The 12,348-nt window shown below is 39.5% G+C and carries 14 protein-coding genes; 7 read left to right on the forward strand and 7 right to left on the reverse strand.

Annotated features, from left to right (window positions below; all coding sequences use genetic code 11):
• Window positions 1-95 precede the first annotated feature (95 nt).
• The 6 genes from AS4_RS18685 (at window position 96) to AS4_RS18710 (ending at window position 5,485) form a co-directional block, all read left to right on the forward strand.
• The gene (locus AS4_RS18685; RefSeq protein WP_096735155.1) at window positions 96-818 is read left to right on the forward strand and encodes a glycerophosphodiester phosphodiesterase; all 723 of its coding nucleotides are present in this window, start codon (window positions 96-98) and stop codon (window positions 816-818) included.
• 359 nt (window positions 819-1,177) lie between these two features.
• Window positions 1,178-2,341 (forward strand): acyl-CoA desaturase, encoded by a 1,164-nt coding sequence (locus tag AS4_RS18690; RefSeq protein ID WP_004725954.1) that lies wholly within the window; start codon window positions 1,178-1,180, stop codon window positions 2,339-2,341.
• 95 nt (window positions 2,342-2,436) lie between these two features.
• The gene (locus AS4_RS18695) at window positions 2,437-2,766 is read left to right on the forward strand and encodes a DHCW motif cupin fold protein (RefSeq protein WP_004725953.1); all 330 of its coding nucleotides are present in this window, start codon (window positions 2,437-2,439) and stop codon (window positions 2,764-2,766) included.
• Window positions 2,767-2,843: 77 nt separating this feature from the next.
• The gene (locus AS4_RS18700) at window positions 2,844-4,301 is read left to right on the forward strand and encodes a protein adenylyltransferase SelO (RefSeq protein ID WP_096735156.1); all 1,458 of its coding nucleotides are present in this window, start codon (window positions 2,844-2,846) and stop codon (window positions 4,299-4,301) included.
• A 179-nt stretch (window positions 4,302-4,480) separates the two neighbouring features.
• Entirely contained in the window at window positions 4,481-5,080 is a 600-nt protein-coding gene (locus tag AS4_RS18705; RefSeq protein WP_004817028.1) for a L,D-transpeptidase family protein, read from the forward strand.
• A 24-nt stretch (window positions 5,081-5,104) separates the two neighbouring features.
• Window positions 5,105-5,485: an MmcQ/YjbR family DNA-binding protein gene (locus AS4_RS18710; protein ID WP_096735157.1), complete on the forward strand. Its 381-nt coding sequence runs from the start codon at window positions 5,105-5,107 to the stop codon at window positions 5,483-5,485.
• Between the two features lie 203 nt (window positions 5,486-5,688).
• On the opposite strand, the gene AS4_RS18715 is transcribed toward AS4_RS18710, so the two are convergent.
• A complete protein-coding gene (locus tag AS4_RS18715) occupies window positions 5,689-6,375 on the reverse strand; it encodes a response regulator (protein ID WP_004725942.1) in 687 nt (228 codons plus the stop codon).
• A gap of 15 nt (window positions 6,376-6,390) precedes the next feature.
• Window positions 6,391-8,133, reverse strand: a complete 1,743-nt coding sequence (gene baeS / locus AS4_RS18720; RefSeq protein ID WP_096735565.1) for a sensor histidine kinase efflux regulator BaeS — start codon at window positions 8,131-8,133, stop codon at window positions 6,391-6,393.
• Between the two features lie 138 nt (window positions 8,134-8,271).
• Here baeS and AS4_RS18725 point away from each other — a divergent pair, with 138 nt between their 5' ends.
• A complete protein-coding gene (locus AS4_RS18725; protein WP_096735158.1) occupies window positions 8,272-8,892 on the forward strand; it encodes a hypothetical protein in 621 nt (206 codons plus the stop codon).
• A gap of 73 nt (window positions 8,893-8,965) precedes the next feature.
• On the opposite strand, the gene yjgA is transcribed toward AS4_RS18725, so the two are convergent.
• From yjgA to panB, 5 genes are read right to left on the reverse strand one after another with little or no spacing between them, the layout of a single operon-like run.
• A complete protein-coding gene (yjgA, locus tag AS4_RS18730; RefSeq protein WP_004725935.1) occupies window positions 8,966-9,505 on the reverse strand; it encodes a ribosome biogenesis factor YjgA in 540 nt (179 codons plus the stop codon).
• A 2-nt stretch (window positions 9,506-9,507) separates the two neighbouring features.
• Window positions 9,508-9,777, reverse strand: coding sequence for an HPr family phosphocarrier protein (locus AS4_RS18735; RefSeq protein WP_004725933.1), 270 nt, complete (start codon window positions 9,775-9,777; stop codon window positions 9,508-9,510).
• Window positions 9,774-10,625 carry an RNase adapter RapZ gene (gene rapZ, locus AS4_RS18740; RefSeq protein WP_004725931.1) on the reverse strand — a complete coding sequence of 284 codons (852 nt, stop codon included), beginning with the start codon at window positions 10,623-10,625 and terminating at the stop codon, window positions 9,774-9,776. Before rapZ ends, AS4_RS18735 begins: the two co-directional genes overlap by 4 nt.
• Window positions 10,626-10,650: 25 nt before the next feature.
• Entirely contained in the window at window positions 10,651-11,496 is an 846-nt protein-coding gene (gene panC / locus AS4_RS18745; RefSeq protein WP_096735159.1) for a pantoate--beta-alanine ligase, read from the reverse strand.
• Window positions 11,497-11,498: 2 nt separating this feature from the next.
• Window positions 11,499-12,308 (reverse strand): 3-methyl-2-oxobutanoate hydroxymethyltransferase, encoded by an 810-nt coding sequence (panB, locus tag AS4_RS18750; RefSeq protein WP_096735160.1) that lies wholly within the window; start codon window positions 12,306-12,308, stop codon window positions 11,499-11,501.
• Window positions 12,309-12,348: the final 40 nt, after the last annotated feature.

Below are 12,348 nucleotides of genomic sequence, written 5' to 3' on the forward strand. Positions count from 1 at the left end.
AAGTAATTTTTTAACAGTATGATAAAGTCAAGTTATTGCTAAAAGTAAGACTTAAACGATTACTAGACAGATAAAAATGAGTATGTGAGTTCATTATGAGAATTATCGGACATCGTGGCGCGCGTGGTGAAGCACCTGAAAATACCTTAGCGGGATTTCAATATATTCACGATTTAGGTATCCGCGCAGTCGAATTCGATGTTCGACAACTAAAAGATGATGAACTCATTATCATGCATGATGATAATTTTTTAAGAACAACTGGAATAGATCAAGCACTGTATGATGTAAACAGCGCTGAATTAGCGGCCTATAACCAAGCCAATATCTGGATGGATTGGGAAAAACAAATTACCCCAACCTTAAGCCAAAGCCTAAAGATTATGCAGGACTTTGAGCATATTGAAGTTGAAGTGAAAGCTGTAGAAACATTGCAACACGCTGAAAAACTCATCATCGAATTACAAAAACAACTGCGAGGTTTTGAAAATGTCGCAGTGATTACCAGTTTTGATTTAAAAATACATCAAGCATTACAACAGCAAAACTCAAGTTTTAAACGTGGTCTACTGATTGAAGATGACATCCAACAACGTGCGATCGAACAGGCATTACAACTGGGATGCTGCCAGATTGGATGGATGAATCAATTGGCAACAGATGAGCTCATTCAAGCAACTCAACGTGCAGGTTTGGACATCAGTGTTTGGACCGTCAATGATATTGAGCGCGCTAAGCATTTAAGAGATTTGGGGATCAATGGATTAATTACTGATTTTCCAAAAATGATGCAGCTTGCCTTAGCACAAATTCAATAACTCAAACGCCCTTAATAACACAATAAAGTAGAATTTTATTTTGAACTTTAGAGAGTCCCAAAATTAAAATTTAACTTGAGAATCAATTGTCTAACCCCCTAAAAATCAAACTGGATAAGGCAGAAAAATTCTTACACTATTTTGACATTTAAATACGACGTTTTAACCATTCATTTTTTTCGATCAAACCGCTAGAATTCATGTTTTATTCTGTTACTGTTTTATACAATACAGATGTACACTAATACTAGTGAACACATGTTCGCCCATGATAATATCTGTGAAAGTATAGCCTAGAAAAATGCTGAAGCTATGCGTTTAACTTTACCTGATTAAGGTTCTTAGGAGTGCTGTTGGAGATGAATGCTCCCCTACCCAAAGCCCCAATAAATTGGATCGGTGTTTTTGCCTTGGTGTTTTTACCCCTTGTGGCAGTAATTGCGATCCCTTTATATGCCTACCACCATGATTTTAGTGCGGCAGCTTGGATTAGTTTATTCGTTTTACTCGGTCTCAGTAGTTTAGGTATTACTGCAGGTTATCATCGCTTGTGGGCACATCGTGCATACGAAGCGACTTTACCACTTAAAATCATTTTGATGATCATGGGAACTTTTGCTGTTCAAAACAGTATTTTGTTCTGGGCTTCTGGTCACCGTACACATCATCGCCATGTGGATGATGTAGATCAAGATCCGTATTCGATTAACAATGGTTTTTGGTACGCTCATATTGGCTGGATGTTACGTAATTATCCTGCTGCTGAATCAAATTATAAAAATGCACCTGATTTGTTGAATGACAAAGTGGTTATGTTCCAAGACAAGTACTATGTTCCACTTGTGATTGCTGTACATGCTGCGATTTTAGTTCCACTGGGTTGGGCTGTAGGTGACATGTGGGGCGTATTACTCTTAGGTGGTTTACTCCGCTTAATCATTAGCCATCATGTAACATTCTTTATCAACTCACTCTGCCATATGTGGGGCAAACGTCCTTATACTGACGAAAATACTGCACGTGATAACTTTGTTCTTGCTATTGCAACTTGGGGCGAGGGTTATCATAACTATCACCATATTTTCCAATATGATTATCGTAATGGTGTGAAATGGTGGCAGTATGATCCAACAAAATGGTTGATTTGGTCGTGCTCTAAAATCGGTTTAGCCAAGAATCTACGTCGTATCCCAAGCTTCAATATCAAAAAAGCGGAATTGGCGATGAGATTTAAATATGCTGAACAGGATTTAGCGATTTATGGTCATAACGTCAATGCAGATATTATCGCGATGAAACAAAAAGTATCGCAAGAATATGAAGCATTCACCAATACATTAAATGATTGGGCTGCGTTAAAAGAACAAGAGCTACAAGCGAAAAAAGCATCTGTTGCTGAAAAGATCCACCAAATGGATGTCAAACTCAAAGTTGATTTCCAATTGGTCGAACAGAAACTTGCTTTCCATCGTGAACGTTTAGAAACATTGATGCGTGGAATCAAAAAGAACGTTGTTTCTTAATTCTCAATACACATCAAAAGCAAAGCTCCGAAAGGGGCTTTTCTTTTATCCATTTTTTACAGACATTCATACTGAGAATATTGAGAGAAAATAATATGCAAATTAATAACATCCCCTTTGGCATTACCAACTGGGCAGAAGTTCCAACAACGCGTCATGAGGGTGAGCAAGGCTTTGCACTTTGGCGCACACAGCAATTTGACAATATTCGAGTGCGAATGGTCGAATATTCTGTCGATTATTTGGCTGACCACTGGTGTTTAAAAGGTCATATCCTGTTTTGCTTGGAAGGTGAGTTGCACACTGAACTTGATGATGGACGTACCTTTACCTTAAAAGCAGGGATGAGTTATCAAGTTGCAGATCAAGCTGAAGCGCATCGTTCTTCTACCGCATTTGGTGCAAAGCTATTTATTGTCGACTAAAACAGTCAACATTATCTCAACAGCTTAAAACTTTGCTATATTGAGAGGGACAAGTAAAACCATTGTGACCGATCGCTATGCAATTTGCCCCACGTTATCCATCTCTCGATTCAAAGCTCTACCATCAGCAAATGCCTAGTCCACTGAAAGGTGCAAAGGCTGGGCATTTTAATGCTGCGCTTGCGGATGAATTACAATGGTCTGAAGATGAAAAAGCCCAATGGGTCGAAATTTGTAGCGGACAAAAAACCTTTGCTGAATTTCATCCCCTTGCCATGGTTTATGCAGGGCATCAATTTGGACAATGGGCAGGTCAATTGGGGGATGGGCGTGGCCTATTGATAGCGCAAATTTTAAATCGACAAGGTCAAACCATTGACCTACATTTGAAAGGTGCAGGCTCAACCCCCTACTCTCGTATGGGAGACGGACGTGCTGTATTACGTTCTGTGATTCGTGAATATCTAGCAGGTCATGCACTCAATGCACTGGGGGTTGCTTCAAGCAATTCCGTAGGCTTTACTTCCTCAACCCAAGGTGTACAACGAGAAAAACTTGAACTTGGTGCAATGATGTTACGCACTTCGGATTGCCACATCCGTTTAGGGCATTTTGAATGGATCAATCAATATCAGCCTGAGTTACTCACTGAATTTACCCAAAAATGTATTGAATGGCACTATCCACAATGTTTAAGTGCTGAACAGCAAAAGTTTGAAGACACTGTTTTAGCATTTGCAACGCAAGTGATCCAAAACACCGCTGTCATGATCGCAAAATGGCAATTGGTAGGTTTTGCACATGGGGTTATGAATACGGATAATCTCAATATTACAGGTTCTACTCTCGATTTTGGTCCTTATGGTTTTATGGAGCGTTTCCGTCCCAATTGGATCAACAATCATAGTGATTATAATGGCCGTTATACCTACCAAAACCAACCGAGTATTGCACATTGGAACTTATGGAATTGGTTAAACAATTTAATTCCACTGGCACAAGCAGAAAATAAAGAACAATTTAAGCAAGACCTCGTCGAATGTTTAGAGCATTTTGAACCGACCTTTCTAGAACATTATACCCATGGGCTATGCCAAAAACTTGGACTACCTGCCTTCCATAAAGATAGTTTTGATTGCGCTATGGCATTTTTAAGAATTCTACAAAGTGAGCAACTCGACTATACCAACAGTTTTCTTCGCTTACAGAATAAAGAATACGAAGCTATTAAAGATGATTGCCTAGATCGCTTTCAATTTGAAAACTTCTTGACGCAATATCACAGTATTCGTGAGCAGCAAGAGATTGATGTACTTGATGCAGAAATGAAAAAGGCTAATCCAGTCTATATTTTAAGAAATCATATGCTACAAACAGCCATTGAACAGGCTGAACGTGATGATTTTTCTGAGGTTGATCGTCTATTTAAATTGCTTAGTCAACCGTTTACCAAACAAACGGATTTAGAAACAGCCAAAGATTTAGCGCCTTTACCGAGCGATGTTCCTGAAGTAATGGTGAGTTGTTCGTCTTGATCAAATAAATTGCCGAATCACTTTCTTTGATTTGACCCATCATAGTTACCCACAATTTCTGTGGATAAACTTGTGTTTATCCACAGGATAAATCCACAATCACAAATTAACTACAGCTTTTGTCTTTAGAATGAATAAAATTTAGGCAATACAGGGTTTTACAACATTAGTATTCTAAAATGAATAAAAAATACCTCATTCCATGCTTAATTCTTTTGGCTATAGCTATAGCAAGTGTCTGGACTTATCAAAAATATAATCAATTTATTCCAACCGCAAATGCTGCCATACATGTGCAGAATTTATCTGAGCAAGAGATTCAACGTCTTCGTCAAAACACGCCAATCACCGAAGTTAAAGTTTATAAATCGGATCGTATTGTTAAACTCATGCATCATGATCAAGACATACGAACATATCCAATGCGCTTAGGCTTTGATCCTATTGGACATAAAGTTAAAGAAGGTGATGGAAAAACCCCTGAAGGTCGTTATATTCTAGATTGGCGTAATCCCAATAGTGCATTTTATAAATCGCTGCATGTGTCCTATCCAAACCAACAGGATAAATCTAAAGCCAACCAACTTGGCGTTTCTCCTGGTGGTGACATTATGATTCATGGTTCAGCAACACGCTCACAAGTGGAAAAACTCCCGAGTTTAATGACCTACTTACCTAGAAATGACTGGACATGGGGGTGTATTGCCGTTAGAAATATAGACATGGATGAAATTTGGAAGCTGGTCGATGATGGAACAGTGATTAGCATTTATTCATAAAGAATATTTTAAAAAGAGACAGTGATGACTGGTGAAGAAATCCGAACTTTAGCATTTAAGATTGCATCACATTTGCCTAAATCCGAACTTGACTATCCTTTTGGTGAGGATGTTCCTGTTTTTAAAGTGATGGGAAAAATGTTTATGTTAGGCTCTGAACTGCATGGCAAAAAACTGATTAATTTAAAAGTTGAACCTGATCATGGAGAAATGTTGAGAGATCTCTACCCCTCGATTCAGGTGGGCTACCATATGAATAAACGTCATTGGATTTCAATCTATGAAGACGAACAGATCAGTGCTGATCTGATTCAAGACTTGGTTGAAGGCTCTTATGAGCTTGTGAGCAAGAGCCTGACCAAAGCCCAAAAGCAGGTATTGGCGGTTTATCAACAGATTCAATAATTAGCGGGCTTTGGATCGCACATTAGATCAACAGACCTAAGCTCTATCTATACACGATTCAGTCAAAATCAGAATGTATCAATAAACATAAAGTTATATGTTTATTTTTCAAACATAACTTTTTACATTTATAAACATTTACCCACAATATCTGTGGATAAACCTGTGTTTATCCACAACGATGAACTTAAAATGTCGAAAACTTAATCTTCTGGATATTCAAAACGGTAGCCTACGCCATAAACAGCTTGTACCCATTCATGACGATTTCCGGTTTCCGCTGCTTCAGATATTTTACGACGTAAGTTCTTGATATGACTATCAATAACACGGTCAGCAACATCAAAACTATCTGGGTTAATATGGTCTAAAAGTTGCGCTCTAGAATAGACTTGCCCCAAATGTTCGAGGAAAAGCTCTAAAAGACGGAATTCAGTTGGCGTTAAATTCAACGATTTTTGTTGATACCAGATACGTTGTTGTGCTTTATCAATACGAAATAAGTCATTGGCTTCAGGTTCAGCTTTACGTTCTAAACGGCGTAATACCGCTTGTACACGTGCCACCAACTCTTTTGGGCTAAAAGGTTTACAGACATAGTCATCTGCTCCCATATTTAAACCCAAGACACGATCTATTTCTTCAGTTCGTGCAGTCACCATGATAATCGGCAAGTCGGTTTGCTCACGCACTTTACGGCAAATGGTCAAACCATCCATACGCGGGACCATCAAATCCAACACCATTAAACTTGGCTTGCGTTGCAGGAAGCTGTCATACGCTTCTTGACCATCATGAAACATACTGACTTCAAAGCCCGCTGCTTCTAGATAATCCCGCACCAATTGCGCAAGTTCAACTTCATCCTCTACCAGCATGATATGCTTCATGTTGTACTATTCCTTTTAAACTTTAGTATGTTTTGAAAATGTCAGTTTGCAACGCAAACCGCCTAATGGCGAATGATCAAAAGTAAGCTGACCACCGAGTGTTTGTGCAATTTTACCTGATAAAGCCAAGCCCAATCCTGTACCGCCTGTACTACGTGTACGTGAATTATCCACACGATAGAAACGTTCGCCCAAGTGTGCAATCTGTTCATCACTCAGACCCAATGGACTATCATCAACGATCACACTCCAAGAATCTGCATCTTGCTCTGTATGCACTTGGACTTCACCACCTGCTTCAGTATAGCGAATACTATTTCCAAGTAAGTTGACCATAATTTGCTTAAAGCGATCTATATCTAATTGTAATTTCGCTCCCTCACCTGTGGCTGAAATTGTTAAATCAGCCTGTTCAAATTTAGGTTTAAAATTCTCTATTTCTTGTAAAACCACCGACCAAGGATCAATTTCTGCAAAGTAGCATTTTAATTGTTGTGCTTCAGCTTGCGCCAAATCGGCTAAATCCTGTGTCAGCTTTTTCAAGCTCGTGACCTGACGTAACATCGCTTCAAAATGTTCTGGTGTAGGCTTGCGAATTCCATCCTGCATCGCTTCAATCTGTGCTTGTAATACTGCCAATGGTGTTTTTAATTCATGTGAAGTATCAGCAACCCACTGACGGCGTGATGTTTCATGCTGGTCAAGGATGACGGCCAGTTGATTTAACTCTGTCGACAAATCTCCCAATTCATCATTACGGTTAATCACCACTTGATGCTGGTAGTTCCCTTTGGTTAATTCGCGAGTTGCGTTCAATAAACGTTGAATCGGTGTTTTAAAATAAGTCGCCAATAACAATGCTGCAACCAAACTGGATAAAAAGGTGAAGATATAAATCAGCACTAAATAACGCTTTTGATTACTAAAGAAGTTAATACTCAGCGCATCATCCTGATCTAAAACTGGTTTTAAACCCAAGTAACCAACCACTTCGTCATTGACTAAAATCGGACGATAAGACACCTGATCATCTGACGGTTCACCTAAAATAAACTGTTGTTTTGCATCATATAAAGAAAGTCGTGAACTCAGCCCCAAACGGTCAGGCAATGACACAAATATCTTTTTGCCATTCTGCGGATTTACCGTTCGCATCGGATCTCGCGTTGGCGCTTCTTTCGCTGCAGAAGCTGATGCTTCCTGTCCCGCTGAAAGATGCCCCTTGTCTTTGCCTATAGGCGGTTTATTTCCTTTACGATCTGAGGGTCTATATAAGTTTTGATTTGAACTAAGCGGAAATTTCAAACCTTCAAAGGGTTGATAAGCTGAGGGTAAATTTTCTTCGAGAATTTTCAGTTCTTCTTTATCCAGCTGAGACTTATGAACTGCACCGTCCGTTTGTCCCAAAGTCGCCACCATTGTATGTTCTTTAAAGTAGCGTTGCTGTAAAGCAATATCATACTGACGACGTAGCCACCAGCGTGATAATTTATCATAATCATCAGGCGCAGCATCACCTTCAATTTGCAAAATCTGTGCTTGAACTGCGTTACCCCAGTCTTGATAGACCCCATATACATCTGCCAAGTTTTCGATCAGATGATCAAGTTTCTGCATCTCAACATCTGCAACATATCTGGCAAAGTTCTTTTGCATGGTCCAATGTAAGACACCCAAGCTCACTGTTGTAATGACTAAAGTTGTCAACAAAACAGTCAGAAATAAGCGTAATGCAATGGGAACTCGACGTATTTTCAAAACTGGTCTCACGTTTTTCTTCTCATTTCAACATTGTACCCAACAGTTGCTCAAAATTCTCTCCATTGTTTCTACATCATTATTATTTAATCTTTACTGTATCAACAGAACATCAAAATATTCATTGGAGTAGTAACAATGAAAGCAATGACAAAAATCGCACTGGTATCAGCAAGTATTTTAACTGCGGGGGCTTTAACAGCCTGTCAATCTAATCCAGGCTCTAAAGAAGGGCCTGATGGCCGTCCAATGATGCATGGTGGACACCATAAAATGTCACCAGAACAACGCGAAGAAATGAAACAGAAACGTGCTCAACATAAAGCGTTACGCCAACAAATACAAAAAGCCTGTGATGGCAAAGCAATTGGGCAAACGGTTCAGGTGACAGCAGGTCAGCAAAATATTAATGGTACATGTAATATCGTATTCAAGCCTGATCACAAGGCGATGAAAGAAATGAGACATGATTCCCGTCGTGACAGCAGAGAACATGTTCGCATGATGTATCATGACGGGGCGCGTATGAAAGACTTGACTGAAGAGCAACGTGCTCAAATCAAACAAGAATTTGCACAAAAACGCGTAGAAAGTAAAGCGCAGTGGGATGCGATTCAAAAATCATGTGCAGGCCAGACTGATGGTAAGGCAATCCAAGTAAAAATGGGTGACAAAATCATAGCGGGGAAATGTGTTGTTAAATTCCAGTCAGAATTTAAACCTGGCGAAAACATGCCCATGATGCCATCAAAAGTTTAATTCATATCTCGGCTAAATATAAAAAACGACCCTGTTGGGTCGTTTTTTATTTGTCACGATCATTTACTTGAATTTACTTGGAATTATCCGAAATCAAAGCCACTTGTTGGGCATAATTTAATAACTTAAGTTTAGAAGCCGCTAATTCTTCAGCAGTGGCTTGACGGGTGATATCCCGATGAATACGCAATACATGCTGACGTAAAGAATGACTTTCTGCAGCATTGTAAGATTTACAGAATTCTTTAATTGCAGGATCACGTTGTTCAATCATTCGATCAACCCAACGATCCAATTGCGCCAACTTTTTAATCCCTTGTTTAGGGGTTAAATAAGACAAAATGATAGCTTCATCTTCATTACGCAAAAGCTTACCAATCCGTTGAAATTGACGGCGACGTGCTTCAAAAGATGTGATCAATTGCACATCAAGCAAAGCCTCAATCAACCGATCTTCAACAGGTAAAGATTCAATTTGTTTCTTTGACAACTCTGCGAGTTGTTCACCTAAAGCAGCCATACGTTGTACAGCTTTTTTCTGTTCGGTTTTACTTGCACGCCCTTCTAAAGACTCAAAATCATCTTCAGTAAAACGTTGCGGACGACGTGCCACGATTATTCTGCCTCGTAAAATTTATCTGCGAACAGTGCTTGAACTTCAGACAAAGCTTTTTCTTCATCTGCACCATCAATCACTAGACGCAAGGTGGTTCCTTTACCCGCTCCGAGCATAAGTAAAGAAAGGATATTCTTGGCATCGACTAACTTGTCACCCTTACCAATTTGAATAGAGCATTTAAATTTAGTCGTGACTTCGATTAGTTTTCCAGATGCACGCGCATGTAATCCTAATTTATTAATTACGTCAACAGTTGTGTCAATCATGACCAGTGCTTCATTTCTCTATGTAATACCTGAATAGTCCATTTCGACTCAAGAGCCTTTTTCAACCTATCCACGATATAAACCGAACGATGTTGTCCCCCCGTACAGCCAATTGACACTGTAATATAGTGACGATGACCTTCCGAAAAAGCAGGCAACCACTTATTTAAAAACTGATAGATGTCTTGATACATCTCATTTGCTTGCTCGCTGGCTTCTAAAAATTTACGTACTGGTTCATCTAAACCCGAATATTTACGTAACTCTAAATCCCAATGTGGATTCGGCAAATGCCTTACATCAAAAACAAAATCTGCATCTAATGGAATACCATGTTTATAACCAAAAGATTGCAAAATTAAAATGAGTTTATCGGACTGTCCCAGTTTGGACAATAAGGTATCTTTTAAATCGTGTACACTTTTATCCGTTGTATCGATATGTACTGTTGCTCGCAGTTGAATTGGGAGCAATAAATTTTTTTCTTCTTGAATACATTCATTCAAACTTTGGAAGCGGTTTGACAAAGGATGTGGACGTCGCGATGCACTAAAACGTGAAATCAACTCCTGATCACGCGTCGTTAAATAAATAACGTCTACGCTGCCATGTTTCTGTAACTGTTGAAAAACCTGATCAAAACCTTGTAAATCTTCTTTGGCGCTTCGAACATCGACACCCAGTGCCAATAATTCTAAATTGTTTTCTCTATCCAGCTTTTCAACGATTTCAGGAAGCAATGCCAAAGGCAAATTATCGATACAGTAATAACCCAAATCTTCAAGCACCTGCAAAGCAGATGATTTACCTGAACCAGACTGTCCTGTTACGATAAGTATGCGCTTCATGGCATGGCGATCCTAAAAGCAAAGTTTATGTAAAATGTTTTACTTGTAAATTGTCAATCAGACGAGTCTTGCCTAATTTCGCTGCAACAAACAATACAACATCTTGGTCGAATTGTTCAACTTTTTGCAACGTTGGACTACGTGCTTCGACATAATCCACAAGCAACCCTGCATCATTTAAACTTTCACGAATTTGCGCCAAGACATCTACAAGTGTTTTACCTGCATGTAAATCTTGTTCAGCAGTCGTTAAGCTCTTAAAAATAACAGGAGCTGTTTGACGATCTTGTTCAGATAAGTAACCATTACGAGAACTTAAGGCCAAACCATCTTCAGCACGTGCAATTGGCACACCAATCACTTCAATTGGCATATTCAAATCACGAACAATCTGCTTAATCACAGCCAATTGTTGATAATCTTTCTGTCCAAAAAATGCAAAGTTCGGCTGTACAATATTAAACAATTTGGTGACAACAACAGCAACACCATCAAAATGACCTGGACGTTGTAAACCGCACAAGTCATTGGTAATTTCGCCCACACTAATATTGGTTAAGCGTGGGAATTTACCATACATTTGTTCCACAGAAGGTGCAAAAACAATGTCGCAACCCACTTCAGCAAGTAAATTACTGTCTTGCTCAAGTGTACGAGGATAATTATCAAAATCTTCATTCGGTCCAAATTGGATTGGATTGACGAAAATACTGACCACCACCACATCACATAATTTACGCGCTTCACGAACCAGATTTAAGTGGCCTTGATGTAGATTTCCCATCGTCGGTACAAAACCAATGATTTTACGTGCCGATCGAGCAGGTTGAAGTGATGCTGTTAATCCTTGAATGGTCGTTTCTGTTTTCATGTTTACAGCTCTACTTGGAAAGTATGTTCTTTGGCAGGGAATGATTGCTCTTGTACAGCAACATGATATGCCTTAAATGCATCCACGATTGCAGTTTCCCCTGCTTGTTCTTTCATAAAATTACGTACAAAACGTGCCACTTTACCAAACGTCAAACCAAGCATATCTTGCACCACAAGTACTTGACCATCGGTATCTGCACCAGCACCAATGCCAATCACAGGAACGTGTGGGAACAATTCAGCAATTTCTTTACCCATCTGTGCCGGAACACATTCAAGCAATAACACAGCGGCACCTGCATTAACTACAGCTTTACAGTCCGCAATCAGTTGATCTGCTGATTCACGCGTTTTCGCTTGTAATTTATAACCACCAAAAACATGCACCGATTGTGGTGTTAAACCCAAATGTACACAAACAGGAATACCATTTCGTGTCAAAACTTCTACAGTTTCAGCCAGCCACTCACCGCCCTCAATTTTCACCATTTGAGCGCCCGCTTGCATCACGGTTTTTGAATTGAGCAACGCATCATTAAGCGTGGCATAACTCATAAAGGGTAAATCACACAGCACAAACGCATGTTGATTTGCACGACGTACAGCCGCAGTATGATAAGCCATATCTGCAACAGTCACAGGCAAGGTAGAATCATGCCCTTGGATTGTCATCCCTAAAGAGTCACCAATCAAAATGGTGTCAATCTCAGCAACTTCCATACCTTTTGCCATACTTGCATCATAGCAAGTTAAGCATGAAAATTTACGTCCCTGAGTTTTGAATTGTCTTAAATCACTTAGGCTAATCATGACGATATTCCTCTATCAATGAGAGTTCCTCTGCCCATTC

The organism is Acinetobacter guillouiae (assembly GCF_002370525.2).
GTDB lineage: Bacteria > Pseudomonadota > Gammaproteobacteria > Pseudomonadales > Moraxellaceae > Acinetobacter > Acinetobacter guillouiae.

What these genes read in the sequence shown, in the direction of transcription:
- AS4_RS18685 (WP_096735155.1), top strand. Translation starts at nt 96, where the DNA reads ATGAGAATTATCGGACATCGTGGCGCGCGTGGTGAAGCACCTGAAAAT.
- AS4_RS18690 (WP_004725954.1), top strand. Translation starts at nt 1,178, where the DNA reads ATGAATGCTCCCCTACCCAAAGCCCCAATAAATTGGATCGGTGTTTTT.
- AS4_RS18695 (WP_004725953.1), top strand. Translation starts at nt 2,437, where the DNA reads ATGCAAATTAATAACATCCCCTTTGGCATTACCAACTGGGCAGAAGTT.
- AS4_RS18700 (WP_096735156.1), top strand. Translation starts at nt 2,844, where the DNA reads ATGCAATTTGCCCCACGTTATCCATCTCTCGATTCAAAGCTCTACCAT.
- AS4_RS18705 (WP_004817028.1), top strand. Translation starts at nt 4,481, where the DNA reads ATGAATAAAAAATACCTCATTCCATGCTTAATTCTTTTGGCTATAGCT.
- AS4_RS18710 (WP_096735157.1), top strand. Translation starts at nt 5,105, where the DNA reads ATGACTGGTGAAGAAATCCGAACTTTAGCATTTAAGATTGCATCACAT.
- AS4_RS18715 (WP_004725942.1), bottom strand. Translation starts at nt 6,375, where the DNA reads ATGAAGCATATCATGCTGGTAGAGGATGAAGTTGAACTTGCGCAATTG.
- AS4_RS18725 (WP_096735158.1), top strand. Translation starts at nt 8,272, where the DNA reads ATGAAAGCAATGACAAAAATCGCACTGGTATCAGCAAGTATTTTAACT.
- AS4_RS18735 (WP_004725933.1), bottom strand. Translation starts at nt 9,777, where the DNA reads ATGATTGACACAACTGTTGACGTAATTAATAAATTAGGATTACATGCG.
- rapZ (WP_004725931.1), bottom strand. Translation starts at nt 10,625, where the DNA reads ATGAAGCGCATACTTATCGTAACAGGACAGTCTGGTTCAGGTAAATCA.
- panC (WP_096735159.1), bottom strand. Translation starts at nt 11,496, where the DNA reads ATGAAAACAGAAACGACCATTCAAGGATTAACAGCATCACTTCAACCT.
- panB (WP_096735160.1), bottom strand. Translation starts at nt 12,308, where the DNA reads ATGATTAGCCTAAGTGATTTAAGACAATTCAAAACTCAGGGACGTAAA.